Origin of the sequence: Streptomyces sp. NPDC005791 (assembly GCF_042871485.1) — a bacterium.
GTDB lineage: Bacteria > Actinomycetota > Actinomycetes > Streptomycetales > Streptomycetaceae > Streptomyces.
In genome coordinates this window covers 32,365-59,246 of the sequence record NZ_JBIAIP010000002.1, presented here as the reverse complement: position 1 = coordinate 59,246, position 26,882 = coordinate 32,365, and the positions used below count along the sequence as shown (strand labels likewise).

Sequence of the window (26,882 nt, the reverse complement as noted above, 5' to 3'; positions counted from 1 at the left end):
TAGGGTTCCGGCATGGCAGCAGCAACCCCCACGCCCCCGTGGGGCTCCGGGACCCCCGACATCGTGGTCGGACCGCTCGACCTCGCCGCCCGCGTCGACGAGGCGCTCGCCGTGCAGGCCGTCGCCTTCGGCCTCACCCAGGACGAGATCGACGTACGCCGCCACATCGTGCTGCGGCACCTCGACCACCCGCAGGCCCGTGCCCTCGGGGCCACCGCCGCCGACGGAAGGCTCGTCGGATTCGTCTACGGGCTGCCGAACGACCGTACGCACTGGTGGTCGAGCGTCGTCGAACCGTATCTGCGCGCCACCGGGTCCGACGGCTGGCTCGACGACTCGTTCGTGATCACCGAACTCCACGTCCACCCGGCGTTCCAGCAGCGCGGCATCGGCCGGAGCCTGATCACCACCATCACGGACGGGGTCGGCCTGCCCCGTTCCATCCTCTCCGCGATCGACACCGAGAGCCCCGCCCGCGGTCTCTACCGCGCCCTGGGCTACCGGGACCTGGCCCGGCAGGTGCTCTTCCCGAGCGCGCCCAAGCCGTACGCGGTGATGGGGGCGCCCCTTCCGCTGCTCCGCGGCTGAGACCGTCCGGCACCCGGCAGATGTGCGTGCCCGGCCCCGCGACGCCGCCCGCCGCCCCTCATGCGCCGGACGGTCCGAGGAATCGATTTCCGCCCGCGCGGGCCCCCCGGCTAACCTCGGGCTCACCACCCTTGCGAGCAGGAGTTCATCATGGCCCAGGTCCAGCGCATGTCCCGATTGATGATCAAGACACTGCGCGACGACCCGGCGGACGCCGAGACGCTCAACCACAAGCTCCTCGTCCGCGCCGGTTACGTACGCCGCACCGCGGCCGGCATCTGGTCCTGGCTGCCGCTCGGCAAGAAGGTGCTGGAGAACGTCACCCGCGTCGTCCGCGAGGAGATGGACGCCATCGGCGGCCAGGAGGTCCTGCTCCCCGCGCTGCTGCCCAAGGAGGCGTACGAGGCGAGCGGCCGGTACGACGAGTACGGCGACCTGCTGTTCCGGCTCAAGGACCGCAAGGGCGCCGACTACCTCCTCGGCCCCACCCACGAGGAGATCTTCACCCAGGTCGTCAAGGACATGTGCTCGTCCTACAAGGACCTGCCGGTGATCCTCTACCAGATCCAGACCAAGTACCGCGACGAGGCCCGCCCCCGCGCCGGCGTGCTGCGCGGCCGCGAGTTCCAGATGAAGGACTCGTACTCCTTCGACACCACCGACGAGGGTCTGGCCGAGGCGTACCAGCTGCACCGCGCCGCGTACATCCGGATCTTCGAGCGCCTCGGTCTCGACCACCGCGTCGTCTCCGCCGTCTCCGGGGCCATGGGCGGCTCCGCCTCCGAGGAGTTCCTCGCACCCGCGCCCGCCGGCGAGGACACCTTCGTCGACTGCCCGAACTGCGACTACGCCGCCAACACCGAGGCCGTGACCTACAAGGCCACCCCCGCCGACGCCTCGGCGACCGGGCCGGTCGAGGAGCTGGACACCCCCGACACCCCGACCATCGAGACCCTCGCCGCCCACCTCGGCGTCCCGGCCTCGGCCACCCTGAAGAACCTCCTGGTCAAGGTCGACGGCGAGATCGTGGCCGTGGGCGTGCCCGGCGACCGCGAGGTCGACCTCGGCAAGCTCGGCGAGCACCTCGCCCCGGCCGTCGTCGAGCTCGTCACCGCCGAGGACTTCGTGGGCCGCCCCGACCTGGTCCGCGGCTACGTCGGCCCGCAGGGCCTGGAGAAGGTCCGGTACATCGCCGACCCCCGCATCGCCGCGGGCACCGCCTGGATCACGGGCGCCAACAAGGAGGGCACGCACGCGAAGAACGTCGTCGCGGGCCGCGACTTCGAGGTCGACGACCACCTCGACGTCGTCGTCGTCGAGGCGGGCGACCCCTGCCCCAACTGCGGGGCCGGCCTCCAGGTGGACCGCGCCATCGAGATCGGCCACATCTTCCAGCTGGGCCGCAAGTACGCCGACATCTTCAACCTCGACGTCCTCGGCCAGCAGGGCAAGCCGGTCCGCGTCACGATGGGCTCCTACGGCATCGGCGTCTCCCGCGCGGTGGCCGCACTCGCCGAGCAGACCGCCGATGACAAGGGCCTGTGCTGGCCCCGCGAGATCGCCCCGGCCGACGTGCACGTCGTCGCCGCCGGCAAGGCGCTGCAGACCGAACTGGCCCTCGACGTCTCCGAGAAGCTCAACGCCGCGGGGCTGCGCGTCCTGGTCGACGACCGCGCCGGCGTCTCGCCGGGCGTGAAGTTCACCGACTCCGAGCTCATCGGCGTCCCGAAGATCCTTGTCGCCGGCCGCCGTTCGGCCGAGGGCGTCCTGGAGCTCAAGGACCGCCGCACGGGCGAGCGGGAGGAGCTCACCGTCGACGAGGCGATCGCCCGCCTGACCGACCGGGGCTGACACCGACCGGACAGCAGAGAGGGCCCCGCGCACACCGCGCGGGGCCCTCTTTCGTGCGGGAGGCTACAGCCAGCCCGCGAACTCGAGGGACAGTTCGCCGTCCTGCCTGCGTCCGGCCGTCAGCGCCCGTGTGCCGGACTCGACGGCCCGGAACAGCGTCCAGCCGCGCAGCCGCGCATGGTCGACCTCCAGCGATTCCGCGAGCTTCTTGACCCGGCGACGGGCCGTCACGGCGCCGCCCGGCGAGGCGATCAGGTCCTCGACCCGGTCACGCACCAGCCGCGCCAGGTCGTACGCCCGCTCGCCGGTCAACGGCTCGGGACCGACCGCCAGCCAGGGGGCACGCTCACCCGACAGGACCTTGCTCTGGCGGAAGTTGCCGTGCAGCAGGAAAAGTTCGGGGGAGTCCTGCACCAGTTCCTCGCGGGCGGCCAGGGCGGCGGAGACGAGAGGTTCGAGCGCCGGGTCCTGCGCCGTGGCGGTCCTCATCGGCTCCACCTGGCGTGCGGTGCGCTCCACGACGGTTTCGAAGGAGTGGCCGGCCGGCGGCTCGACCCACAGCCGCCGCACCGTGCCGGCGGCCTCCAGCAGTGCCTTCGCCTCGGGGAGGGAGCGCAGGGACATCTCGTGGTGCAGCCGTTCGAGCAGGAGGGCCTCGTCCGGCACCGCACCGCCGCCCGGTGCGGCCAGTAGCTCGACGGCACCCCAGCCGTTCCAGTGTGCGAGCGCCGCCCGCTCGAGTGCGGGAGCGGCACCAGGGGGCGCGATCTTCAGCACGGCCGGTGAGCCGTCCTCCCGGCGCACCAGGAGGACGAGGCTGCTGCGCCCGCCCGGAGCGCACACCCGGTCGAGGGAGACGGCGTGTGCGGACAGCGCGTCGTCGGTGAGTGCGGGGAGCCGCCCGAGCCACTCGGCGGCGGCCGCGTCCCCGTACGTCTCGCCGAGCGCTCGCACCAGACGCTGCGGCGGTTCGAAACCCATACGTGCCTTGTTCCCTTTCAGAGCGTGCTCGGTGGCTCAGCGCGTGATGCCCGTGGCGCCGGCCTTCGCCGTGTCGTCCGGCGGGGCGGCCTTCTCGGTGAGCCCGGGAAAGGCTACGCCGGTGCCACGCCAGCGCACCGCGCGCACCGCTGCCTCCCGGAGCGCGCCCGCCGCCTCCTGCCGCAGCGGCCCCCGTGCGGCCCGTACGAGATCGGAGTACACGCCCGCGACCCGGTCCTCCAGCACCGCGGCGAGCCGCATCGCGCTCGAGGGATCGCGCACGGCGAAGGGCGGAGCGTAGGCGGCGTGGGCCGCCACCGGCGTACCGCCCTGGTCGCGCACCGTCCGTACGAGCGCGTCACGCCGGGCGCGGTGGGCGTCGGCGGCGGCTGTCGCGTCACCGCGGCGGTCGCCCTCCAGACGGCCGCCCAGCATCCCGTACCCGTACACCGCTGCGTGCTCGGCGGCCAGTGCGGCCTGTGTGGCCCGCAGCGTTCGCTCGCCGTCGTCCGTTCCGGCCGCCTGTGTCATGCCGCTCATGCCGGGGACTCCTTGGCCAGTTCGGTCAGCAGGTACGCGTGGGCCGAACCGGCGGCGGCGATCGAGGCCAGCAGCCTGGCCAGTTCCGGTTCGGCGGCCAGCAGGGCCGTGGCGCGGCCGTCGGCCACCCGGCGCTCCTCGGCGGCCAGTTCCCTCAGAGCCGCACGCGCGTTCGTGGCGGCAGCCGGCGGGGCGGGGGCGGGCGAGCCGCTCGCGGCCTTCGCCGGGCCGCCCAGGGCCGTCAGGTGCTCCCGTATGGCAGCACCCAGGGGTGCGAGTCCGGCCTCGGTCACCGGGTGGGAGGCCGCGAGCTGTTCGTAGCGGGCGAGCAGCGAGGCGCTGTCACGGGCGGCGGCCGCCCGCAGGGCTGTTGCCGCTCGGAGCGAGGCGGTCCGGGCCGCCGTGCCACCCGGGGCCGTCCGTGCCTCCTGCCCGCTTCCGCAGCCTGTCAGCACCGCACCGAGGGCGACTGCTCCCGTAGCGGTGAACGCACCCCTGCGCGTCATCCCCGTGCGGCGCACTTGTCTCCTTCAGCCTGATTTCTGACAGTTTTTGACCTGAAGTGATCACCGAAGGTGAGCGTACCTGCGGCCGGGCGGGAGGGGGACGGCAACACCCCTGCGGACCGGATACCCTTTGACCTGACACGCGACGATCCCCACAACAGCACACGCGGCCGAGGAGTCACCCGGATGAGCACCACCCAGAGCGACAGGCTGCGCGAACTGCTGGAGCCGCTCGTCGGCGCCAAGGATCTGGACCTCGAGGAGATCGAGGTCTCCCGTGCGGGCCGCCGCCGGGTGCTGAGGGTGATCGTGGACTCCGAGGACGGCGTGGAGCTCGACACCTGCGCGGAACTCAGCCGCGTCATCTCCGAGACGCTGGACGAGACCGACGCCATGGGCGAGGGCGAGTACGTCCTCGAGGTGAGCTCTCCGGGCGCCGACCGCCCGTTGACCGAGCACCGCCACTACGTACGCGCCACCGGCCGGCTGGCCAGGCTCACCCTGGGCGAGGGCGGCGAGCTGGTGGCCCGCATCCTCGCGGTGGACGACGAGGGACTCGATCTGGAAGTGCCGGGCGTCAAGGGCCGCAAGCCCACGTCGCGCCGTGTCGCCTTCGACGAGATCGCCAAGGCGCGCGTGGAGATCGAATTCAACCGCAAGGACAAGAAGGAAGAGGAGGCGTAGCCGTGGACATCGATGTGAAGCTTCTGAAGGGCTTGGCGCAGGACAAGGAGATCCCCTTCGACGTGCTCGTCGGGGCGATCGAGTCGGCCCTCCTCATCGCGTACCACCGTACCGAGGGAAGCCACCGCCGTGCGCGCGTCGAGCTGGACGCCGGCGGTCATGTCACGGTGTGGGCGAAGGACGACCCGGCCGAGCTCGAGGAGGGCCAGGAGCCCAAGGAGTTCGACGACACGCCGTCCGGATTCGGCCGTATCGCCGCGACCACCGCCAAGCAGGTCATCCTGCAGCGGCTGCGCGACGCCGAGGACGACAGGACGTTCGGTGAGTACGCGGGCCATGAGGGTGACGTCGTCACGGGCGTCGTCCAGCAGGGCAAGGACCCGAAGAACGTCCTGGTCGACATCGGCAAGCTGGAAGCGATCCTGCCCGTGCAGGAGCAGGTCCCTGGCGAGGAGTACACCCACGGCCTGCGCCTGCGCACGTACGTCGTACGGGTGGCCAAGGGTGTGCGCGGTCCCTCCGTGACGCTCTCGCGCACCCACCCGAACCTGGTGAAGAAGCTCTTCGCCCTGGAGGTCCCGGAGATCGCGGACGGCTCGGTCGTCATCGAGGCCATCGCCCGCGAGGCCGGCCACCGGACCAAGATCGCCGTACGTTCCACCCGGGCCGGTCTCAACCCGAAGGGCGCCTGCATCGGCCCGATGGGCAGCCGTGTGCGCAATGTCATGGCCGAGCTGCACGGCGAGAAGATCGACATCGTGGACTGGTCGGACGACCCCGCCGAGATGGTCGCCAACGCCCTGTCACCCGCGCGGGTGAGCAAGGTCGAGGTCGTGGACCTCGGGACGCGCTCCGCCCGGGTGACCGTGCCCGACTACCAGCTGTCGCTGGCGATCGGCAAGGAGGGGCAGAACGCCCGCCTGGCCGCCCGGCTCACCGGCTGGCGCATCGACATCCGCCCGGACACCGAGACCGAGGCCGAGCGCGATGCCGCGGACCGTGAGCGCGCCGAGCGCGCCCGGGAGCGGTCCGAGCGCGGCTGACCCCGGACCTGACCCGGACCGCCCGAAGGCGGTCCGGGAGCGGTCCGAAGGAATAGATCAAGGCGCTGTGGCGCTGAGATCACGACAACATCCGTTCGATTTCTGCCCCGAAGGGGTGAGGTCGGTGCGGGGAGGTAGACTTAGCGTGTCTGGCCGGACGCACGCCCGCGCTTGCCCCGAGCGAACCTGTGTGGGATGCCGGGAGCGAGCGGCCAAGAGCGAGTTGCTGCGCATCGTGGTGGACGAGGGAGAAGTTGTCCCCGATCCACGCGGTACGCTGCCCGGCCGGGGTGCATACGTACACCCCGCCTCCGTCTGTCTGGACCTGGCGGTTCGCCGCCGGGCGTTCCCCCGGGCCTTCAAGGCCAAGGGGCCGTTCGATTCCGCCGCACTGCAGCGGTTCGTCGAACGGGTGACACCGTAAGAAAGTGAACGGCACGGGTCCCCGTGCGGTCAGGTACCTCGCGAGTTGGAAGTAGGTCGAGATTGCGATGAGCACTCGATGAGTACGCGATGAGTACGCCCATGAAGTAGCGACGGTCCGGCGGTAACCCGGACCTAAAAGGAGCGAAGTGGCTAAGGTCCGGGTATACGAACTCGCCAAGGAGTTCGGGGTGGAGAGCAAGGTCGTCATGGCCAAGCTCCAAGAACTCGGTGAATTCGTCCGTTCGGCGTCCTCGACGATCGAGGCGCCGGTCGTACGCAAGTTGACTGACGCACTGCAGGGTCCCGGTGGCAACGCCGGCAAGTCCGCTGCAAAGCCTGGCGCGCCCCGCAAGGCCGCCCCCGCGAAGCCCGCAGCGCCCTCCCCGGCCGCTGCGGCACGTCCCGCCGCCCCGAAGCCCGGCGCACCGGCCCCCAAGCCGGCCGCTGCCGAGACTCCGGCGAGCAGCACCCCCGCGGCGCCCTCCGCGCCGTCCACGCCGTCTGCGGGCCCCCGTCCGGGCCCGAAGCCCGCGCCGAAGCCCGCCCCGGTCACTCCGGTGCCCGCCGCGGAATTCTCGGCTCCGGCTCCGGCCCAGCAGCCGGCCGCGCCCCAGCAGGCCCCGCGTCCCGCGGGTGCCACCCCTGGACCGCGTCCTGCCCGTCCGGCCCCGGCCGGCGGTCAGCGCGACGGCGGTCAGCGTGACGGCGGCCGCGACGGTGGCCAGCGTGGCGGAGACCGCCCCGCACGTCCCGCGGGCCAGAACGCACCGCGCCCGGGCGGCTCCCGCCCGGCCGGTCCCCGTCCGGGTAACAACCCCTTCACCTCCGGCGGTTCCACCGGCATGGCGCGCCCCCAGGCGCCCCGTCCCGGCGGTGCCCCGCGCCCCGGTGGCGGTCAGGAGCGCCCCGGCGCCCCGCGCCCCCAGGGTGGTCCCGGCGGCGCCCCGCGCCCGCAGGGTCAGGGTGGCGCACGTCCCTCCCCGGGCGGCATGCCCCGTCCGCAGGCTCCCCGTCCGGGCGGTGCCCCCTCGGGTAACCGTCCGAACCCCGGCATGATGCCGCAGCGTCCCGCTGCGGGCCCGCGTCCCGGTGGCGGCCCCGGCGGTGGCCGTGGTCCCGGCGCCGGTGGCGGTCGTCCCGGTGGCGGCGGCGGTCGTCCCGGTGGCGGTGGCTTCGCAGGCCGTCCGGCCGGTCCCGGTGGTGGCGGTGGCGGCTTCGCCGGCCGTCCCGGTGGTCCCGGTGGCGGTGGCGGCGCAGGCCGTCCCGGTGGTGGCGGCGGCTTCGGCGGTCGTCCCGGCTTCGGTGGACGTCCCGGCGGCCCGGGTGCCCGTGGTGGCACACAGGGTGCGTTCGGCCGTCCCGGCGGTCCCGCGCGTCGTGGTCGCAAGTCGAAGCGTCAGAGGCGCCAGGAGTACGAGGCCATGCAGGCCCCGTCGGTGGGCGGCGTCATGCTGCCTCGCGGCAACGGGCAGGCTGTCCGGCTGTCGCGCGGCGCGTCCCTGACCGACTTCGCGGAGAAGATCAACGCCAACCCGGCGTCGCTCGTCGCCGTGATGATGAACCTCGGCGAGATGGTCACCGCCACGCAGTCCGTCTCCGACGAGACACTGAGGCTCCTCGCGGACGAGATGAACTACGTCCTCGAGATCGTCAGCCCTGAGGAGGAGGACCGCGAGCTGCTCGAGTCCTTCGACATCGAGTTCGGTGAGGACGAGGGCGGCGAAGAGGCCCTGGTCTCCCGTCCGCCGGTCGTGACCGTCATGGGTCACGTCGACCACGGTAAGACCCGACTGCTGGACGCGATCCGCAAGACGAACGTCGTCGCGGGCGAGGCCGGCGGGATCACGCAGCACATCGGTGCGTACCAGGTCTCCTCCGAGGTCAACGGCGAGGACCGCCGTATCACCTTCATCGACACCCCGGGTCACGAGGCGTTCACCGCCATGCGTGCACGTGGTGCGAAGTCCACCGACATCGCGATCCTCGTGGTGGCGGCGAACGACGGTGTGATGCCCCAGACGATCGAGGCGCTGAACCACGCCAAGGCGGCCGAGGTGCCGATCGTGGTCGCGGTCAACAAGATCGACGTCGAGGGTGCCGACCCGACCAAGGTGCGCGGTCAGCTCACCGAGTTCGGTCTGGTGGCCGAGGAGTACGGCGGCGACACGATGTTCGTCGACATCTCCGCCAAGCAGGGCCTCAACATCGAGGCACTGCTGGAGGCCGTCGTCCTCACCGCCGACGCCTCGCTCGACCTGCGGGCCAACCCGGAGCAGGACGCGCAGGGTATTGCGATCGAGTCCCACCTCGACCGCGGCCGCGGTGCCGTCTCGACCGTCCTCGTCCAGCGAGGCACGCTGCGCATCGGTGACACGATGGTCGTCGGCGACGCCTACGGCCGTGTCCGGGCGATGCTCGACGACAACGGCAACAACGTCCAGGAAGCGGGTCCCTCGACCCCCGTCCTGGTGCTGGGTCTCACCAACGTGCCGGGTGCCGGCGACAACTTCCTGGTCGTCGACGAGGACCGTACGGCCCGTCAGATCGCCGAGAAGCGTGCCGCCCGTGAGCGCAACGCCAACTTCGCCCGCAAGGGTGTCCGGTTCTCCCTGGAGAACCTGGACGAGGCGCTCAAGGCCGGTCTGGTCCAGGAGCTCAACCTCATCATCAAGGGCGACGCGTCCGGTTCGGTGGAGGCTCTCGAGTCCTCGCTGCTCCAGCTCGACGTCGGCGAAGAGGTCGACATCCGGGTCCTGCACCGCGGTGTGGGTGCGGTCACCGAGTCGGACATCAACCTGGCGACCGGCTCCGACGCCATCGTGATCGGCTTCAACGTGCGCGCCGCAGGGCGTGCCGAGCAGATGGCCGAACGCGAAGGCGTGGACGTCCGGTACTACTCGGTCATCTACCAGGCGATCGAAGAGATCGAAGCGGCCCTCAAGGGCATGCTCAAGCCGGAGTACGAAGAGGTCGAGCTCGGCACGGCGGAGATCCGCGAGATCTTCCGCTCGTCCAAGCTGGGCAACATCGCCGGTGTGCTGGTCCGCTCCGGCGAGGTCAAGCGCAACACCAAGGCGCGCCTGCTGCGCGATGGCAAGGTCATCGCGGAGAGCCTCAACATCTCCGGTCTGCGTCGCTTCAAGGACGACGTCACCGAGATCCGCGAAGGTTTCGAGGGCGGTATCAACCTCGGAAACTTCAACGACATCAAGATCGACGACGTCATCGCGACGTACGAGATGCGCGAGAAGCCGCGAGGCTGATCAACGGGGACGCCCGGGGGAGACCCCGGGCCCACCTCCACAGTCGGGGCCGGTCGACGGGTCGTATTTCCGTCGATCGGCCCCGGCCGTTCCGTGTACGGTTCTGGGTGTCCCCGCCAAGCGATGGCGGGGCGCGACCCCGAACCGGCGGGACATCCGGACACACATGTACGTGGGGACTCTGTCCTTCGACCTGCTCCTCGGCGACGTACGGTCGCTGAAGGAGAAACGCGCCGTCGTCCGCCCGATCGTCGCCGAGCTGCAGCGCAAGTTCGCGGTGAGCGTCGCGGAGACGGGCGGCCAGGACCTCTACCGCAGGGCCGAGATCGGTCTTGCCGTGGTCTCCGGGGACACCGGACACCTCACAGACGTACTCGACCGGTGCGAACGCATGATCGCGGGCCGGCCGGAAGTGGAACTGCTGTCCGTACGACGGCGGCTGCACAGCGACGAAGACGATTGAGCAAGGCTTAAGGAGACGGACCAGTGGCCGACAACGCGCGGGCGAAGAAGCTGGCGGACCTCATCCAGGTGGTGGTCGCCGAGAAACTGCAGCGCGGTATCAAGGACCCGCGTCTGGGCACGCACGTGACCATCACGGACACCCGTGTCACCGGCGATCTGCGGGAGGCCACGGTCTTCTACACGGTCTACGGCGACGACGAGGAGCGGGCCAGCGCGGCCGCCGGACTGGAGAGCGCCAAGGGCATCCTGCGCTCGGCGGTCGGTGCCGCGGCGGGGACGAAGTTCACCCCGACCCTGGCCTTCGTGGCGGACGCCCTGCCGGACAACGCCAAGGCGATCGAGGACCTGCTCGACCGGGCACGCGCCTCGGACGCCAAGGTCCGCGAGGCGTCCTCGGGCGCCACGTACGCCGGCGGGGCGGACCCGTACCGCAAGCCCGAGGACGACGAGTCCGACGAGAACGGCGAGGGCTCACCTTCCGCATGACGCAGAACAAAACGCCGGACGGCCTTGTCATCGTCGACAAGCCGTCCGGCTTCACTTCGCACGACGTCGTGGCCAAGATGCGCGGCATCGCCCGCACCCGGAGGGTCGGCCACGCCGGCACGCTGGACCCGATGGCGACCGGCGTCCTCGTACTCGGTGTCGAAAAAGCGACCAAGCTGCTCGGCCACCTCGCCCTGACCGAGAAGGAGTACCTCGGTACGATCCGGCTCGGCCAGGACACCGTCACCGACGACGCGGAGGGTGAGATCACCTCGTCCACCGACGCCTCGGGCGTGACACGGGAGGGCATCGACGCCGGGGTGGCCGCCCTCAGCGGCCCGATCATGCAGGTGCCGTCCAAGGTCAGCGCCATCAAGATCGACGGCAAGCGGTCCTACGCCCGGGTGCGCGGCGGCGAGGAGTTCGAGATCCCGGCCCGCCCGGTGACCATCTCGTCCTTCCGGGTCTACGACGTCCGCGAGGCGGTCGCGGAGGACGGCACCCCGGTGGTCGACCTCGTCGTCTCCGTCGTCTGCTCCTCGGGTACGTACGTCCGCGCCCTGGCCCGCGACCTCGGCGCCGGGCTCGGCGTGGGCGGACACCTCACCGCGCTGCGGCGCACCCGCGTGGGACCGTACGGTCTGGACGCGGCGCGCACCCTCGACCAGCACCAGCAGGAGCTGACCGTGATGCCGGTCGCCCAGGCGGCCGCCTCGGCCTTCGCGCGCTGGGACGTGGACGAGAAGCGCGCCAAGCTGCTGCTCAACGGCGTACGGGTGGACATGCCGTCGTTTCCGCCGGGACCGGTCGGGGTCTTCGGCCCCGACGGGACGTTCCTGGTGCTCGTCGAGGAGCAGAAGGGCAAGGCCAAGAGCCTCGCCGTCTTCGCCTGACGGGCTTCCCCGTGCGGCCGGCCCATCGTGGAGCGGGCGCCTACCCCCGGTCGCCCGCTCCACGATCCCCCTCCCCTGACCATCTCTGTCCACGCGAACCCGCGGATTCACCCCAACGGGCGGGCGCTCGGAGTGACCGGGGGGTGTGAGGGGGGCGCTTCGGCCCCGTGCGTTTCCGAAGAAGATCCCCCGGGATCTACCGTCGCTCCATGGGCAGCGGGGACCGGTCGAAACTTGTGAGAATCTGCGATCAGGCCGGCCGGCCGCGGGGGACCGGATTCGTCGCGGACGACCGCGGCACGGTCGTCACCAGTCATCAGGCTGTCGCACGCCCCGAGCCACTGACGCTGCGGGCCGCCGACGGCCGCAGCTGCCCCGTCGGCCCCGACGACATCACCGCCCTGCCCGCTCTGGGCCTCGCCCTGCTGCACACCGGCGGCCAGGAGAGCCTGGGGGTGGAGCCGCTCCCCATCGCCGTACGCGAGCAGATCGGGACGGGCACCTATGTGCGGATCGCCGCCCACGGCTGGCGCGAGGCGCGGGTGCTCGGCACGACCCCGGCGACGTACTCCGAGGGCGGACGTGCCCACCCCGTGCGCGAGGCGCTGGAGCTCGCCCTCGGCACGGACGGGCGGGACGCGCTGCGCTCCGGCGGAGCCGCCGTCGGCGGGCCCGTGACGGACCCGCGCACCGGGGCCGTGCTGGGCGTCCTCTCGACCGCGCTGAGCGCGGGGCGCGAGACCGCCGGGCTCGCGCTGCCACTGAGCCCCCGGGGCGCCCCGGGGCCGCTGGAAGAGGTCCTACGGCGCAACGCGAGCGCGGTCCCCGGCTACGGCTGCGACCTCAACCTCGCAGGCGCGCTCCAGCTGACCGCGACCTCGCTCGGCCATGCCGACGGCCGGCCCTGCGGCACGGAGACCGTCGAACGTCCCCGCCTCAGCGCGGAGTTCATCGCCTTCGAGACCGGTACCGGGTCGGTGCTGGGCCTGGTCGGCGCTCCGGGGAGCGGCCGCACCACGGAGCTCGTGGCGCTGGCCGACCGCCGGGCCCGCGGGCCCGTACCGGGCCTGACGCTCTGGCTGCGCGGAGCGGACCTGCTGGCCGACGACACCTCGGTCACCGACGCGATGGCCCGGGCGCTGCGGCGCTCCGGGAGGATCATCACCGCCGCCGGGGCCCAGGGGGACATGGAGGCCGCCACACCCGAGCGGGTGGCCCGCCTCGCCGCGGCCTCCGGCTACCCGCTCCTGGTCGTCCTGGACGGCCCCGAGGAGATGCCGCCCCTGCCGGCCCACCGGCTCGCCGGGTGGGCCGGTGCGACGGCCGAGTGGCTCCGGGCCCACGAGGTGCGGATGGCCGTCGCCTGCCGCCCCGAGCACTGGGAGACCGCGGGCGCGCTGTATCCGCCCGGATCCCTGCACCGTCCGGAGCGGCCCGAGGGCTCCGTGGGGGACTCGCCTCCCGCCGTCCGGCTCGGCGACCTCACGGCGGAACAGGCCGAGCGGGCCCGTGAGCGGTACGGCATCCCGCCCGGCGCGATCGCCCCGGGTCATGACCGGCACCCCCTCACCCTGCGCCTGCTCGCCGAGGTGAGGGCCGCGCTGCCCCCCGACGCGCCCGGCAGGCCCGGGACCGAGGAGGTCTTCGCCGCCCATCTCGACCTCACCTGCGTCCGCATCGCGGTCCGGATCGGGGCTCAGGCCGAACCCCGGCTCCGGGGCACGGCGGTCCGCAGACTGGCGGCGAAGGTGGCCGGCCAGGTCCACGAGGCGGCCAGGCGCTGTCTCGGGCCCGGACAGGGGGAACTGGACAGGACGGCCTTCGAGGAGATCTTCCCCTGGCGCACGGGGTGGGCCTCGGCGGTCCTCACCGAAGGGCTGCTGGTCCCGGCGGGCGCGGGATACCGCTTCGCCCACGAGGAGCTGGGCGACTGGGTGCAGGGCGCGCACCTCGACCTGGACGCGGCGCTCCACTCGCTGGTCCACCGCCGGCACGCGGAGGGGGCGTCCGCGAAGCCCGCCCCCGGCCCGCAGGACCCGGCGGCCCTGCGGAACCTCCCCGTGCCGCGCCATCGCATCGGCCCGGTGCTCCAGGCGATGCTCCTGCTGGAGCGGCGCCAGGGGCACGCGACGCTGGCCCACCGGATGGCGGACCTCATCGAGGCGATGGACCGCCTGCCGTCCTTGCCCGGCGCGCGGGAGCGGCTCCCCGAGGCCGCCTGGTGGGCGGCCCGCCTGCTCCGGGAGAGCCTGCTCACGGTGCCGGACGCCCGGCCCTACCTCGGGGTGCTGCGGGTGCTCGCCGGACGGATCACCCGGCGTTCCCCGTCCGGCGGCGGCCCCGCCCCGCTCGGTCCGTACGCCGAGTTCGGGCCGTGGTTCTGGCGCCGGATCCGGCTGTCCGAGGACGACCGGATCGATCTGCTGCGCCGCCTCCTGCCCGCCGACGGCGCGCCCCGTGCGGACGGCGCCGAACGCTATCTGGACGCCGTGTCCCGGCGCCTGGCCGCCCACCCCACGACCGTCCAGGCACTGCTGTGCCGCTGGTTCACCGACGAGAGCCCGCTGCCCGCCGAGGAGGGCGTGCCGATGCGGCTCACCGTGGCCTCCGCCGCGCAGGCCCTCCTGTACGCCCGCCGGGACCTCGCCGTCGACGACCTGACCGAGGCGCTCGCCGACACCGATCACCCGCGCGCCGCCGAACTGCTCGCCGCCCTGGCCGAGGACGAACCGGCCGCCCTCTGCAGGGCTGTGGACCGGTGGGCGCGTGACGAGGAGCGGCCCGCGCGGCGCGCCGCCGCGGCCGCCCACGCCACGCTCGCCGCGGCCCGCGCCCTTCCCGGCCCCGAGCGCGCCCTGCTGCGCGGCGCGGCGCTCGCCCTGCTGGCCCGGCCGGACGACACGGCCCTACGCGCCCAGGCGCTCACCGTCCTCGTGCGGGATCCGGAGACCGGGGGCCGCTACCTGCCGCAGGCCCTGCGGGCCTTCGCCGCAGGAGACCCCCGGCTGCCGGTGACCCTGCTCACCGAGGTCTTCGCCGCACACCCCGAGCCGGTACTCGCCGCCCTGCAGGCCCGTCTGTCGCTGCCCGGTGAGGCCGCCGGCGACGTCCTGCGGGAGCTGGCCTCCCTGGACACCCCGGCCCTGGCCCTGCACGCCCCGGGGCTCGTCCGCGGCTACGTCGACAGCCGCGGCCGTCACGGCGAGGACGCCGGACCTGAGGCAGCCGCCTACGTCGACCTCAGGCTGGAGCACAGCCCGGCCGCCCGGGTGCTGCTGTTGCCGCTGATGGCCGGGCTGCTGCGCGACCGCCCCGCGCCACCGTCCGTACGCGCCGCGCTGGTCCGGGTGCTCGCCGCCCCGGGGAGCGCCGCTTCCAGGCCGCTGCGGGCCGAGCTGCTCGAGGTCCTGCTCGAGTTCGAACAGGACACCGGCAGGGACCCGGAGGTCCTCGACGCCCTGCTGCGGGCGGCCGCGGCCGGCTCCGGCCGCCGACCCGCAGCCCGGACCCGGGCCCTGGTCCACCGCACCGGGACGCTCCTCGTGCGGACACCCGAGGGCGCGGCCCGCTTCGACCGCGGTCTCGTGGAACTCGCCCGGGCCGACCCCGGTTTCGCGGCCCTCGTCACCCGCTGGCTGGCGGACGCCCCGCAGGAATGGGCCGCCGTGGTGGGTCCCGGCGCCCGGTGCACGGTGGAGGGGCTGGGCGGTTCGCGGTCCGAGATCCCGATGCCGATGCAGGCCGCAGGACGTGAGCATGGCAGTCTTAGACCTGCGTAAGGGACACACACGTACACAGGTTCGGGCGAGGAGCGGTCACAGTGCACTGCTGGCGTGGCTTGGAGGACATCCCTGAGGGCTGGGGACGCAGCGTCGTCACCATCGGGTCCTACGACGGGGTGCACCGCGGACACCAGCTGATCATCGGCCGGGCCGTCGAGCGGGCGCGCGAGCTCGGCGTGCCCTCCGTCGTCGTCACCTTCGACCCGCACCCCAGCGAGGTCGTCCGCCCCGGAACGCACCCGCCGTTGCTCGCACCGCACGAACGGCGTGCCGAGCTCATGGCCGGGCTGGGGGTGGACGCGGTGCTGATCCTGCCGTTCACCGCCGCGTTCTCGCAGCTCTCGCCCGCCGACTTCATCGTGAAGGTGCTTGTCGACAAGCTGCACGCCGCGCTGGTCATCGAGGGCCCGAACTTCCGTTTCGGACACCGGGCGGCGGGCAACGTCACGTACCTCGCGGAGCTCGGCCCGACGTACGACTACGAGACCGAGGTCATCGACCTCTACGTGAGCGGTGAAGCGGGTGGCGGTGAGCCCTTCTCCTCCACGCTCACCCGCCGCCTGATCGCCGAGGGCGACGTGGCGGGCGCTGCGGAGATTCTCGGCCGCCCGCACCGCGTCGAGGGCGTCGTCGTGCGGGGCGCCCAGCGGGGCCGCGATCTCGGTTTCCCCACGGCGAACGTGGAGACCCTGCCGCACACCGCCGTCCCCGCCGACGGCGTCTACGCCGGCTGGCTCACGGTGAACGGCGAGGCGATGCCCGCCGCGATCTCCGTGGGCACGAACCCGCAGTTCGACGGCACGGAACGCACCGTCGAGGCGTACGCGATCGACCGGGTCGGCCTCGACCTGTACGGGCTGCACGTCGCGGTGGACTTCCTCGCCTACGTACGGGGCATGCTGAAGTTCGAGACGATCGACGACCTGCTCGTGGCGATGGCCGCCGATGTGAAGCGTTCCAGCGAGCTGATCGCGGCGTACGAACGGGCCTGACACCCGCTCCTGTGGTGCGCACGCGGGCACCGGGGCATGGTCGAGGGCAGAAGCCGTCGAGCAGTGAGGAAGCCCGCACGTGCGTGAACTGCTGTCGGAACTGCGCGACTGGCACACGGCCGGTACGCCCTACGCCCTGGCCACCGTCGTCGCGGTTCGAGGCAGCGCGCCGAGGGCCCCCGGCGCCGCGATGGCGGTGACCGCCACCGGCACGGTGGCCGGCAGCGTATCCGGGGGCTGCGTGGAGAGCGACGTGTACGAGGTCGCCACCGAGACGCTCACCACGCGTCGGCCCCAGCTGCGCACCTACGGCATCAGCGACGACGAAGCCTTCGGCGTCGGGCTGACCTGCGGCGGCACCATCGACGTCCTGGTCCAGCCCTACGTCACGGAGGCCGACCGGGACGAACTGCGGGAGCTTGTCGACACCATCGCCGCCGGGGAACCCGTCGCAGTCGCCACCGTGGTGTCCGGAGCGGCTCCGCTGGGCGCCCGCCGCATGGTCCTCGCCGGACGGGTCAGCGGTTCGGTCGGCGACGCGGGGCTCGACGCGGCCGTCACCGACGACGCGCGCGGGCAACTCGCGCAGGGCGTCACCGGAACCACCCGGTACGGCGCGCACGGCGAGCGCCGGATGCAGGACGTCGGTGTCTTCGTCCAGACCTACGCTCCCGCGCCCCGCATGCTCGTCTTCGGGGCCATCGACCACGCCGCGGCCACCGCGAGGATCGGGTCCTTCCTCGGCTACCGGGTCACGGTCTGTGACGCCCGCCCGGCCTTCGCCACCCCGGAGCGTTTCCCCACGGCAGACGAGGTCGTCTGCGCCTGGCCGCACACCTATCTGGAGTCGACCCCGGTGGACGCGCGCACCGTCGTCTGCGTCCTGACCCACGACCCGAAGTTCGATGTGCCCCTGCTCGTCGCCGCGCTGCGCACACCCGCCGCGTACATCGGTGTGATGGGCAGCCGGCGCACCCACGCCGACCGGGTCACCCGGCTGCGGGAAGCCGGGGTGGACGAAGCGGCACTGGCCCGCCTCGCCTCCCCGGTCGGCCTCGACCTGGGAGCCCGTACGCCGCAGGAGACGGCGGTGTCCATCGCGGCCGAGATCATCCAGCACCGCTGGGGCGGCACGGGGCGCCCTCTGGGTGAGCTTGCGGGCGCGATCCACCACGCCCCCCGGCCCGGGGCCCGGCCGTCCTCACCGAATCCGCCCTAAGGGCTGCCCGCCGCCCAGTGACAGGCCACCTGGGTCCGCCCGCCGCCCTCCAGCACCGGAAGATCCATCGTGCGGCACGCGTCCGCGACGCCCGCGCGCTCCGCCTCGCCCGAGGCGAGGACCTGGCAGCGGGCATGGAACCGGCAGCCGGACGAAACCTTCGAGGGGTCCGGCGGTTCGCCCGTGAGGATCACCGGCTCGCCGCCCGCCTCCGGCAGTACGGACAGCAGCGCCTGGGTGTACGGGTGCCGGGGAGCCGTGAGGATCTGCTCGACATCCCCCGTCTCCACGATCCGGCCGAGATACATCACAGCCACCCGGTCCGCGATGTTCCACGCCAGCCCCAGGTCATGCGTCACCACCAGCGCCGAGAGGCCCAGCTCGTCACGCAGCCGCAGCAGCAGCGCCAGGATCTCACCGCGCACGGAGGCGTCCAGTGATGCCACGGGCTCGTCCGCGACGATCAGCTCCGGCTCCAGGACCAGCGCGCCCGCGATCACGACGCGCTGGCGCTGACCACCGGACAGCTCGTGCGGATGGCGCAGGAAGAAGCGCTCAGGAGGCCGCAGTCCCGCCCGCGCCAGCGCCCCGGACACAGCCGCCCGCTCGTCGCCCGCGTAACCGTGGATGCGCAGGCCCTCCGCCACCGCGTCGTACACCGTGTGACGGGGGTTGAGGGACCCGCTGGGGTCCTGGAGCACCAGCTGGACCCGCTTGCGGTACGCCTTGAGGGCCCGGCCCGTGTAGGCCAGGGGCTCGCCGTCGAAGGTGACCCGGCCGGCCGTGGGCGGCACCAGACCCAGCAGGGACCGGGCCAGGGTCGTCTTCCCGCAGCCCGACTCGCCGACCAGGGCGACGATCTCGCCGGGCCGGACGTCGAGGTCGACCCCGTCGACCGCCCGCGCGGTCGCCGCCCCGCGCCGGCCGGGGAAGGCGACCTTCAGTGCCTGGGCGCTCAGCAGGGGGGTCGGGGGAGTGGTCGTCATCTGCTGCTCCTTGCTTCCTCGGCACCGCCGTGCGGACCGGGCGTGGCGGTGGCTTCCGGTTCCACCAGCACACAGGCCACCCGCCGGGAGGGACCGGCCGGCCGCAGCTCCTGGTCCTCGGTGGCGCAGGAGTCGAGTGCTGCCGGACAGCGCGGATGGAACGTACAGCCGGAGGGAAGTGCCGACGGGTCGGGCGGGTCACCCGGCAGGCCGCGCGGCGCGTGTCGTGACGCGAGGTCGCCGACGCGGGGGAAGGCGGCCGACAGGGCGCTGCCGTAGGGATGCCTGGCGCTCCCGTACACCTGCTTGGCCGGGCCCTCCTCGACGACCCGGCCGGCGTACATCACCGACAGCCGGTCGCAGGTGTCGGAGAGCACCGCCAGGTCATGGCTGATCATGATCAGGCCGAGGTCCTGGTCGCTGACGAGCTGTTCGATCAGCCGCAGGATCTGTGCCTGGATCATCACGTCGAGGGCGGTGGTCGGTTCGTCCGCGATGATCAGCCGTGGGTCGCAGGCCAGTGCCATCGCGATCATCACCCGCTGGCGCTGACCGCCGGACAGCTCGTGCGGATAGGCGTCCGCCCGCGCGGCCGGGAGCCCCACCTGCTCCAGCAGCTCACCGGCGCGCCTGCGTGCGGCCGCCGGGGTCCCCCGGCCGTGCAGCAGGATCGGTTCGGCGATCTGGTCCCCGATGCGGTGCACCGCGTTGAGCGAGTGCATCGCGCCCTGGAAGACGATCGACGCCCCCGCCCAGCGCACGGCGCGCAGGCGCCCCCACTTCATGGTGAGGACGTCCTCGCCGTCCAGCAGGATCTCGCCGCTCAGAGTCGCGGACGGGGGCAGCAGCCGCAGCAGCGCGAGCGCCAGCGTCGACTTCCCGCAGCCGGACTCCCCGGCGATGCCCAGCTTCTGGCCGGCCTCGACCCGCAGGTCGACGCCCCGCACGGCCGGGACGGCGAAGGCCCCGGAGCCGTAGGTGACATGCAGGTTCCGGACGTCGAGCAACGGCTGCCCGGTCTCCGGCCTCGGTACCCTCTCGGTCTTCACGGCGGTCAACGGGACACCCCCAGCTTGGGGTTCAGCACGGATTCGACGGTACGGCCGCACAGTGTGAACGCGAGGGCGACGACCGCGATGGCGAGTCCGGGCGGAGCCAGGTACCACCAGTTGCCGGAGCTGACCGCTCCGGCCTCACGCGCGTCCTGGAGCAGTCCGCCCCAGGAGACGATCGTGGGATCGCCCAGCCCGAGGAAGGCGAGGGTCGCCTCGGTGAGGATGGCGGTGGAGATCACCAGCGTGGTCTGGGCGAGCACCAGCGGCATCACGTTGGGCAGCACGTGGCGGGACATGATGTGCCTGTGCCCGCCGCCTAGCGCCTTGGAGCGCTCGATGTACGGACGCGACTCCACGGACAGAGTCTGGGCGCGCACCAGCCGCGCGGTCGTCGGCCAGGTCGTCACGCCGATGGCGAGCACCGTCGTCCAGAGGGAGCGTGAGAGCACGGTGGCCAGCGCGATGGCGAGCACCAGCGTCGGCATCACCAGGAACCAGTCCGTGATCCGCATGACGAGGGTGCCGTACCAGCCCCTGAAGTGGCCTGCCGTGATGCCCACCAGGGTCCCGATGGCCACGGAGAGGAACGCGGCGAGCAGGCCGACGGTCAGCGAGACCCGCGTCCCCCACACCAGCAGGGCGAGCAGGCTGCGGCCGAACTGGTCGGTGCCGAGGGGGAACTCGGCGCTCGGTGACTCCAGCGGGCCGCCCGGCGCGGCGGTGACGCTCAGCGAGCCCGCGCCCACCAGCAGCGGGGCGGCCAGCGCCGTCAGGGCGATCAGTGCGAGCACGGCGAGGCCCGCCAGGCCTGCCCGGTGGCCGCGGTACTGCTGCCAGAAGCGGGCCGCCGCAAGGCGCCGGCGGGTCCAGGTCAGCGCGCGCGGGCTGATGTCCGGCGCGGTGTCGGTCGTGGTCGTCATCGGCCCACCCGGGGATCGAGGAGCGGATAGATCACATCGGCGAGCGTGTTCATCAGGATCACCGCGGCGGCGAAGACGAAGAACAGCGCCTGCACCAGTGGCAGATCGGGCACGCTCAGCGCCTGGTAGAACAAACCGCCCAGGCCGGGCCAGGAGAACACCGTCTCCACCAGGATGGCGCCCGCCACCGTGTTGCCCAGGTTGACGAAGAGCAGTGTCACCGTCGGCAGCATCGCGTTCGGGACGGCGTGCCTGCGGCGTACGAGGTCGTCGCGCAGTCCCTTCGCGCGGGCCGTCGTCAGGTAGTCGCTGCCCATCTCGTCGAGCAGCGAGGAGCGCATCACCAGCAGGGTGCGCGCGTACTCGACCGCGACGAGGGTGATGACCGGCAGTACGAGGTGGTGGGCCACGTCCAGGACGTAGGCGAATCCGCTCTCGCTGCCGGACTCCATTCCCCCGGTCGGGAACATGCCGGGGATCGGCCCGATACCGACCGACAGGGTGATGATCAGGAGCAGCCCGAGCCAGAACGAGGGCACCGAGTACAACGTCAGCGCGAAGGCCGTGTGGAAGCGGTCCCCTGCCGAACCGTTACGCCAGGCGGACCTGGCGCCCAGCCAGATGCCGATCGCCGTATAGATCACGAACGCGGTGCCGGTGAGCAGCAGCGTCGCCGGCAGCGCCTCGCTGATCTTGTCCATGACCGGTGCGCGGAACTGGTAGGACGTACCGAAGTCCCCGGTCAGGGCCTTGCCGCAGTATGCGGTGAACTGCTGCCACAGCGGGAGGTCCAGGCCGAATTCCTCGCGCATCGCGGCGATCTGCTCGGTCGACACCTGACGGCCGCCGGTCATCTGCTTGACCGGGTCGCCGGGGATCAGACGGAACAGGAAGAAGCTGGTGACGAGCACGGCGAACAGCGAGACGGCCGCGCCGGCCAGCTTGCCCGCCGCATATCGGAGGTACGCGGTCGTGCTGCGGGCGCGCGGACTGCGGGCCGACGGTCCGGCCGGAGCCGGACCGTCGGTCTCCACAGCGCCCACGCCCGCCGCGCCCTTCACGAGCGCGGGTGTGCTTTCTGTGCTCATGGACTATTCACGGTCTTCCGCGGTGGAACGACGACGCATGGCGAACAGCAGCCCGCCACCGGCGAGGACGACTACGGCGATCCCGACACCGACGAGGACTCCGATGGAGCTGTCGCTGCCGTCGGACGAGTCGCCCGACGCACCGGCGGCCGGCACCGCGGACCACCAGCTCCAGTAACCGTCCTGACCGTAGATGTTGCCCGCGTCCGACGGCATCGTCGTGATGGACTCGATCTGGTCGGTGCGGTAGGCCTCGACGGCATTCGGGTACGCCATGACATTCATGTACCCCGTGTCGTACAGCCGCGACTCCATCTGCTTGACGAGGTCGGCCCGTTTGGCGGGGTCGTATTCCGCCAGCTGCTTCGCGTAGAGCTCGTCGTACTGCTTGTCACAGATGAAGTTGTCGGTCGCCGCCGTCTCCTTCGCCTTGGCCGGGAGCGCGGCACAGGTGTGGATCGACATGACGAAGTCGGGGTCCGGGTTGACGGACCAGCCGTCGAAGGCCAGGTCGTACTCACCGGCGTACCAGGGGTCGGAGACGTTGTCACGGCAGTCGACCTTCAGACCGATGCCGAGCTCGCCCCACCACTCCTGGAGGTACTTGCCGACCGCCTTGTCGTTCGGGTCCGTCGCGTGGCACAGGATGCGGAAGTCGAGTGGCTTGCCGTCCTTGCCCGTCCGCTTGCCGGCGCTGTTCTTCTCGTAGCCCGCCTCGTCGAGGAGGGCGGCGGCCTTCGCCGGATCGTAGGCGAGCTTCTGCTCGGCAGACGGTTTCCAGAAGTACGAGTCGAAGCGGGGCGGGATGTAGCCCTCGCCCTCCATGGCGTACCCCTGGAAGACCTTGTCGATGATGGCGGTGCGGTCCACGGCCATGAACAGCGCCTGGCGGACCTTCTGGTCCAGCAGCGCGGGGTGGCCGTCGCCGAACTTCTTGCCGTCCTTGGTCTGCGCGCCGGGGTTGGCGGCCAGCGCGTAGAAGCGCCGGCCGGGGGCGTCGTTCACCTTGATGTCGTCGGCGTTCTTCAACGACGCGGCCTGTGCGGGGGTCAGGCTCGGGCTGCCGGCGACGAAGGAGACTTCACCCTTTCGGAGGGCGGCGACGGCGGCGTCCTGGTCCTTGTAGTAACGGAAGACGAGCTCGTCGAACTTCGGTGCGCCGCGCCAGAAGTCCTTGTTGGCCTCGAGCTTCACATAGCGGTCGACCTTGTAGTCCGTCAGGATGAACGGGCCGTTCCCGACGATCGGGAACTCCGTGTTGTTGTTGAACGTGGAGAAGTCACCGACCTTCTCCCAGACGTGCTTGGGCACGATGGGCACATCCAGCGCCGTCATCGTGGCCTGCGGCTGCTTCAGCTCGATGACCAGCTTGTCGGGGCTGGGCGCGGTCACCTTCTTGAAGTTGGAGACGAAGCTGCCGTTGGAGGTCGCGGCTCCTTCGTCGGTCATCATCGTGTTGAAGGTCCACGCCGCGTCCTCGGCGGTGGCCTTCTCGCCGTCCGACCACTTCGAGTCGCCCCGGATGGTGTACGTCCACGTCAGCTTGTCGGCCGAGGGCTCCCACGCCGTGGCGAGGCCCGGGATCGTGTGGTTGTCCTTGGCGTCGTAGTTGGTGAGGAAGTCGTACATCAGCCGGCTGATGCTCGTGGAGAGCAGCCGCTGCGCGAGGAACGGGCTCAGGGAGTCGACGCTCTGCGCGACCGCGACCGTGAGTGTCGACTTCCCGTCGGCGGCCTGCGCCTCCTGCGGGGCGGGGCCGAGCGGGTTGCCGGGGACGACCGATCCGGCGGCCAGCGCCAGGGCGGCGACTCCGGAGGCGAGAAGGATACGCAGGCGCCCGCGTGGGCGGGAGGTGTGTGGAGGAAATCTTGTGACCATGGACTGGACCTCGCGTCATGACTCGCACGGTGAAGGCGGGATGATCTCTGGTTCGCCAGCTGGTGATGGAGAGGTTTATCAGCGGCGGTCGAGTCGCGTCAACGGTCCGTCAAACCGCGTGTGGTCTGCGGGAATGCAATGAGGGCCCGCACCGTCTGCACGGTGCGGGCCCTCATTGGTTCAGACCTCTACTGCCCTACTGCTGAGGCGCCGGCGGTGGCTGCGGGGGGTGCTGTTGCCATCCCGCCGGCGGAACGGGGCCTTGCAGTTCGGGCTGTCCCTGCTGATGTGCCTGGCCATCGTGTTGCGCGGGCGGCGGTGGCGGCCCGGCCGGGTGACCGCCGGCCTGCGCCGGGGAGGGCGGCTGCTGCTGCCAGCTGTTGTTCTGCGCACCCGGGCCGGGGTACGGCGGGTACGGCTGCTGCGTCGGAGGCTGCTGTCCCGGATACGGCTGCTGCGGCTGACCGGGGTACGGCTGCTGTCCCCCGTACGGCTGCTGGGGCGGGTACGGCTGTTGCGGCTGACCGGGGTACGGCTGACCCGGGTACGACGGGCCGGGCTGGGGCGCGTACGGCTGCTGGCCGGGTGCCTGCTGCCCTCCCGGCATGGGCGGTGCGAACTGCGGCGGCGGGTTGCTGCCGTCCGTCGTCCACAGACCCTGCTGCTGCTGGGCCCGCTGGAAGTCCTCCGCGACGAGAGCGGAGAGGTTGAAGTAGGCCTCGCGGGTCTTCGGGCGCATCATGTCGAGGTCGACCTCGGCGCCGGCCGACAGGTGCTCGTCGAACGGGACGACCACCACGCCGCGGCAGCGGGTCTCGAAGTGCTGCACGATGTCGTCGACCTTGATCATCTTTCCGGTCTCGCGGACACCGGAGATCACGGTCAGGGAGCGCTGCACCAATTCCGCATAGCCGTGCGCCGACAGCCAGTCCAGCGTGGTGGACGCGCTGGAGGCGCCGTCGACGGACGGCGTCGAGATGATGATCAGCTGATCGGCGAGGTCCAGTACGCCGCGCATCGCGCTGTAGAGCAGACCGGTGCCCGAGTCGGTGAGAATGATCGGGTACTGCTTGCCCAGGACGTCGATCGCCCGGCGGTAGTCCTCGTCGTTGAAGGCCGTGGAGACCGCCGGGTCCACGTCGTTGGCAAGGATCTCCAGGCCGGAGGGCGCCTGCGAGGTGAAGCGCCGGATGTCCATGTACGAGTTGAGGTACGGGATCGCCTGGACCAGATCGCGGATGGTCGCCCCGGTCTCGCGTCGCACCCGTCGGCCGAGGGTGCCGGCGTCCGGGTTGGCGTCGATGGCGAGGATCTTGTCCTGCCGCTCGGTGGCCAGGGTCGAACCGAGCGCGGTGGTCGTCGTGGTCTTGCCGACCCCGCCCTTGAGGCTGATCACCGCGATGCGGTAACACGAGAGCACCGGAGTGCGGATCAGGTCCAGCTTGCGCTGCCGCTCGATCTCCTCCTTCTTCCCGCCCAGCTTGAAGCGGGAGGCGGCGGACGGGGTACGGCTGCTCTTGGCCTTCTGCTTGCCCCGGACCAGCCGGTCCGACGACAGTTCGACGGCGGCCGTGTAACCGAGCGGGGCGCCCGGCACGGAACGCTCGCGCTGGTCATGGGTGACCGGCGTCGGCCAGGCGGCCCCCGTGCGCGGGTCGACGGGCGGGACCTGCGGGGCGTGCGGCGTCGGCGGCTGGGGCTGATAGGCCTCAGCCTGATGCTGAGCGGGCAGGTTCGGCGTCCCCTGGGCCGTCTGCTGAGGGATCTGCGGGGGGAGCGGGGCTCCCTGGGAGGGGTACTGAGGCTGCTGCCCGGTACCCGGAGCCGGGAACCCGTACCCGCCCTGAGGCTGGGCGCCCGGCGGCAGTGGGGGCGCGCCCTGAGCGGGGGACTGCTGGGGTGCCTGCGGGAACCCGTAACCGCCCTGCTGGGATGCCTGCGGGAACCCGTAACCGCCCTGCGGCGCGGACGCGTTGGGGTGAGCCGGCTGCTGGGGCGCCGACGGGGACGGCTGCGCGGGCGGTGGCGGCGTCGGGGCCTGCGGGAATCCGTAGCCTCCCGGCACCCCGGGGGGCGGCGCGGGCTGCTGCGCGGGCCACTGCTGCGCGGGCTGAGGCGTGATCGGCTGCGGCGCGGCCGGCTGGAAGGCCGGCGGCAGCGGCGGCAGAGCGCCCTGCGCCGGAGGCGCGGGCGACCACGGGGCGGGTGCGTCCGACGGCGCGGCCCCCTGCGGAGCGACGGCGGACGGAGCGCCGCCCGGCGGCGTGCCCTGCGGCGCGTCCGTCCCGAGGTCCGCGGGCTCGTCGGCCTGTTCGTCCTCCGGGTCCGGCTCGCCGTCAGCTGCCCGTGCGGGATCCTGCGCCCCGTCCGCGTCCGCTTCCACGGCGTCGGTCCTGCCGTCCGCGTCCGAAGCCTGGTCGTCCACCGGGCCGGCCGGGTCCGCGGCGTGGGTCTCGGGCGAAGGGGCCGGGGGCGTGAGCCCGGCGCGATCGCCGGTACCGGACGCGGTGGGCTCCGCCTCCGCCTTGGCCGCGTCGCGTTCGGCGATCTCCTGCTTCAGCGCGGCAGGGGAGAACCGCATGGTGGCGCCGCTCTCCACGTCGCCGCCACCGAAAGCGCCGCTCACGGCGTCCGGCTCCGCGGAGCCCGACGCAGGGGTGACCGACGCAGGGGTGACCGACGCGGGGGTGACCGGCGTCGATGCCGAGGGAGCGGGCGAGAAGGAAGGGGAGGGCGGTTCGGACGAGGCGGCGGACGCGGCTTCGGACGGCGCCGCCGGCTGCCGACCGGGCTCGAATCCGCCGGAGGCCGGCAGCCCCGGTACGGGAACCGGCGCACCCTGCGGTGGCGGAGGCGGCGCCAGGTGCGACCCCGCTCCTCCCGACGAGTCACCCGGCGCGCTCTGCGTGTACCAGGCGGGCGGGGTGTAGTCGATGGTGAACTCACCCGTCATCTCGGCGGGATCCGCGTCGGACGACTCGTCGACGGGCGTGTTCCATCCCCCGTTGATCTCGTCCCGATCGCCGTTCACTTTGCCTCCTGGTGTGGTCGAGCACCCTTGTGCCGTGGTGGGTGGGGGCGACCGTTCCCGATGTCCGGTCCGCCCGGCTCTCCCCCTTGCGACGCGCAGTGCCTGCCCGCAGGTTCCTCTGCCGCGCCCCCACCCACCCTAATCGCCATGGGGCGCACTACGGCAGGCCGTATCGCCCAGCGGCAACTGTCCCGTAGGTCACGTA

21 protein-coding genes are annotated in these 26,882 nt (G+C 72.2%); 12 read left to right on the top strand and 9 right to left on the bottom strand.

The features are described 5' to 3' along the window. Nucleotides 1-12: 12 nt before the first annotated feature. Nucleotides 13-588, top strand: coding sequence for a GNAT family N-acetyltransferase (locus tag ACFYSH_RS04530; protein WP_359475440.1), 576 nt, complete (start codon nucleotides 13-15; stop codon nucleotides 586-588). Nucleotides 589-738: 150 nt separating this feature from the next. Then, nucleotides 739-2,439: a proline--tRNA ligase gene (locus ACFYSH_RS04525; RefSeq protein WP_359475437.1), complete on the top strand. Its 1,701-nt coding sequence runs from the start codon at nucleotides 739-741 to the stop codon at nucleotides 2,437-2,439. Between the two features lie 63 nt (nucleotides 2,440-2,502). Here the strand turns inward: ACFYSH_RS04525 and ACFYSH_RS04520 are convergent, their stop codons facing one another. From ACFYSH_RS04520 to ACFYSH_RS04510, 3 genes are read right to left on the bottom strand one after another with little or no spacing between them, the layout of a single operon-like run. After that, a complete protein-coding gene (locus ACFYSH_RS04520) occupies nucleotides 2,503-3,420 on the bottom strand; it encodes an aminoglycoside phosphotransferase family protein (protein ID WP_388750882.1) in 918 nt (305 codons plus the stop codon). Between the two features lie 36 nt (nucleotides 3,421-3,456). Then, nucleotides 3,457-3,951 (bottom strand): ferritin-like domain-containing protein, encoded by a 495-nt coding sequence (locus ACFYSH_RS04515; protein WP_359475490.1) that lies wholly within the window; start codon nucleotides 3,949-3,951, stop codon nucleotides 3,457-3,459. A 5-nt stretch (nucleotides 3,952-3,956) separates the two neighbouring features. Continuing rightward, a complete protein-coding gene (locus tag ACFYSH_RS04510) occupies nucleotides 3,957-4,481 on the bottom strand; it encodes a hypothetical protein (protein WP_359475431.1) in 525 nt (174 codons plus the stop codon). Nucleotides 4,482-4,652: 171 nt separating this feature from the next. On the opposite strand from ACFYSH_RS04510, the gene rimP reads away from it, so the two are divergent. The 10 genes from rimP (at nucleotide 4,653) to ACFYSH_RS04460 (ending at nucleotide 17,719) form a co-directional block, all read left to right on the top strand. Continuing rightward, a complete protein-coding gene (rimP, locus tag ACFYSH_RS04505; protein ID WP_359475428.1) occupies nucleotides 4,653-5,150 on the top strand; it encodes a ribosome maturation factor RimP in 498 nt (165 codons plus the stop codon). Between the two features lie 2 nt (nucleotides 5,151-5,152). After that, nucleotides 5,153-6,193: a transcription termination factor NusA gene (gene nusA / locus ACFYSH_RS04500; protein WP_359475425.1), complete on the top strand. Its 1,041-nt coding sequence runs from the start codon at nucleotides 5,153-5,155 to the stop codon at nucleotides 6,191-6,193. 145 nt (nucleotides 6,194-6,338) lie between these two features. Next, nucleotides 6,339-6,617, top strand: coding sequence for a YlxR family protein (locus ACFYSH_RS04495; RefSeq protein WP_014153747.1), 279 nt, complete (start codon nucleotides 6,339-6,341; stop codon nucleotides 6,615-6,617). Nucleotides 6,618-6,765: 148 nt separating this feature from the next. Then, nucleotides 6,766-9,882 carry a translation initiation factor IF-2 gene (infB, locus tag ACFYSH_RS04490; RefSeq protein ID WP_359475422.1) on the top strand — a complete coding sequence of 1,039 codons (3,117 nt, stop codon included), beginning with the start codon at nucleotides 6,766-6,768 and terminating at the stop codon, nucleotides 9,880-9,882. A 166-nt stretch (nucleotides 9,883-10,048) separates the two neighbouring features. Then, nucleotides 10,049-10,345: a DUF503 domain-containing protein gene (locus ACFYSH_RS04485; protein WP_359475419.1), complete on the top strand. Its 297-nt coding sequence runs from the start codon at nucleotides 10,049-10,051 to the stop codon at nucleotides 10,343-10,345. A 23-nt stretch (nucleotides 10,346-10,368) separates the two neighbouring features. Next, nucleotides 10,369-10,833, top strand: a complete 465-nt coding sequence (gene rbfA, locus ACFYSH_RS04480) for a 30S ribosome-binding factor RbfA (protein WP_359475416.1) — start codon at nucleotides 10,369-10,371, stop codon at nucleotides 10,831-10,833. After that, nucleotides 10,830-11,726 carry a tRNA pseudouridine(55) synthase TruB gene (truB, locus tag ACFYSH_RS04475; RefSeq protein ID WP_359475413.1) on the top strand — a complete coding sequence of 299 codons (897 nt, stop codon included), beginning with the start codon at nucleotides 10,830-10,832 and terminating at the stop codon, nucleotides 11,724-11,726. The genes rbfA and truB overlap by 4 nt, the downstream gene beginning before the upstream one ends. A gap of 209 nt (nucleotides 11,727-11,935) precedes the next feature. After that, complete coding sequence (locus tag ACFYSH_RS04470; RefSeq protein ID WP_388750879.1) at nucleotides 11,936-15,505, top strand: trypsin-like peptidase domain-containing protein; 3,570 nt, start codon at nucleotides 11,936-11,938, stop codon at nucleotides 15,503-15,505. Nucleotides 15,506-15,546: 41 nt separating this feature from the next. Beyond that, nucleotides 15,547-16,500 (top strand): bifunctional riboflavin kinase/FAD synthetase, encoded by a 954-nt coding sequence (locus tag ACFYSH_RS04465; protein ID WP_359475408.1) that lies wholly within the window; start codon nucleotides 15,547-15,549, stop codon nucleotides 16,498-16,500. A 79-nt stretch (nucleotides 16,501-16,579) separates the two neighbouring features. Continuing rightward, nucleotides 16,580-17,719, top strand: coding sequence for an XdhC family protein (locus ACFYSH_RS04460; protein ID WP_388750877.1), 1,140 nt, complete (start codon nucleotides 16,580-16,582; stop codon nucleotides 17,717-17,719). Here the strand turns inward: ACFYSH_RS04460 and ACFYSH_RS04455 are convergent. From ACFYSH_RS04455 to ACFYSH_RS04430, 6 genes are all read right to left on the bottom strand, one after another. Next, complete coding sequence (locus ACFYSH_RS04455) at nucleotides 17,716-18,705, bottom strand: ABC transporter ATP-binding protein (RefSeq protein WP_359475403.1); 990 nt, start codon at nucleotides 18,703-18,705, stop codon at nucleotides 17,716-17,718. The genes ACFYSH_RS04460 and ACFYSH_RS04455 overlap by 4 nt on opposite strands. Then, the gene (locus ACFYSH_RS04450) at nucleotides 18,702-19,763 is read right to left on the bottom strand and encodes an ABC transporter ATP-binding protein (protein WP_359475400.1); all 1,062 of its coding nucleotides are present in this window, start codon (nucleotides 19,761-19,763) and stop codon (nucleotides 18,702-18,704) included. Before ACFYSH_RS04450 ends, ACFYSH_RS04455 begins: the two co-directional genes overlap by 4 nt. Continuing rightward, nucleotides 19,760-20,680: an ABC transporter permease gene (locus tag ACFYSH_RS04445; RefSeq protein WP_359475397.1), complete on the bottom strand. Its 921-nt coding sequence runs from the start codon at nucleotides 20,678-20,680 to the stop codon at nucleotides 19,760-19,762. The genes ACFYSH_RS04450 and ACFYSH_RS04445 overlap by 4 nt, the downstream gene beginning before the upstream one ends. Further along, entirely contained in the window at nucleotides 20,677-21,768 is a 1,092-nt protein-coding gene (locus tag ACFYSH_RS04440) for an ABC transporter permease (RefSeq protein WP_359475394.1), read from the bottom strand. Before ACFYSH_RS04440 ends, ACFYSH_RS04445 begins: the two co-directional genes overlap by 4 nt. Before the next feature lie 3 nt (nucleotides 21,769-21,771). Then, complete coding sequence (locus ACFYSH_RS04435; protein WP_388750874.1) at nucleotides 21,772-23,646, bottom strand: ABC transporter substrate-binding protein; 1,875 nt, start codon at nucleotides 23,644-23,646, stop codon at nucleotides 21,772-21,774. Nucleotides 23,647-23,842: 196 nt separating this feature from the next. Further along, a complete protein-coding gene (locus ACFYSH_RS04430) occupies nucleotides 23,843-26,677 on the bottom strand; it encodes an SCO5717 family growth-regulating ATPase (RefSeq protein ID WP_388750872.1) in 2,835 nt (944 codons plus the stop codon). Nucleotides 26,678-26,882: the final 205 nt, after the last annotated feature.

Excerpts from the sequence above, each read along its gene's own strand:
- ACFYSH_RS04435 (WP_388750874.1), bottom strand. The coding sequence starts at position 23,646 with ATGGTCACAAGATTTCCTCCACACACCTCCCGCCCACGCGGGCGCCTG.
- ACFYSH_RS04440 (WP_359475394.1), bottom strand. The coding sequence starts at position 21,768 with ATGAGCACAGAAAGCACACCCGCGCTCGTGAAGGGCGCGGCGGGCGTG.
- ACFYSH_RS04470 (WP_388750879.1), top strand. The coding sequence starts at position 11,936 with ATGGGCAGCGGGGACCGGTCGAAACTTGTGAGAATCTGCGATCAGGCC.
- ACFYSH_RS04520 (WP_388750882.1), bottom strand. The coding sequence starts at position 3,420 with ATGGGTTTCGAACCGCCGCAGCGTCTGGTGCGAGCGCTCGGCGAGACG.
- ACFYSH_RS04445 (WP_359475397.1), bottom strand. The coding sequence starts at position 20,680 with ATGACGACCACGACCGACACCGCGCCGGACATCAGCCCGCGCGCGCTG.
- ACFYSH_RS04455 (WP_359475403.1), bottom strand. The coding sequence starts at position 18,705 with ATGACGACCACTCCCCCGACCCCCCTGCTGAGCGCCCAGGCACTGAAG.
- rimP (WP_359475428.1), top strand. The coding sequence starts at position 4,653 with ATGAGCACCACCCAGAGCGACAGGCTGCGCGAACTGCTGGAGCCGCTC.
- truB (WP_359475413.1), top strand. The coding sequence starts at position 10,830 with ATGACGCAGAACAAAACGCCGGACGGCCTTGTCATCGTCGACAAGCCG.
- ACFYSH_RS04530 (WP_359475440.1), top strand. The coding sequence starts at position 13 with ATGGCAGCAGCAACCCCCACGCCCCCGTGGGGCTCCGGGACCCCCGAC.
- ACFYSH_RS04525 (WP_359475437.1), top strand. The coding sequence starts at position 739 with ATGGCCCAGGTCCAGCGCATGTCCCGATTGATGATCAAGACACTGCGC.
- ACFYSH_RS04485 (WP_359475419.1), top strand. The coding sequence starts at position 10,049 with ATGTACGTGGGGACTCTGTCCTTCGACCTGCTCCTCGGCGACGTACGG.
- ACFYSH_RS04515 (WP_359475490.1), bottom strand. The coding sequence starts at position 3,951 with ATGACACAGGCGGCCGGAACGGACGACGGCGAGCGAACGCTGCGGGCC.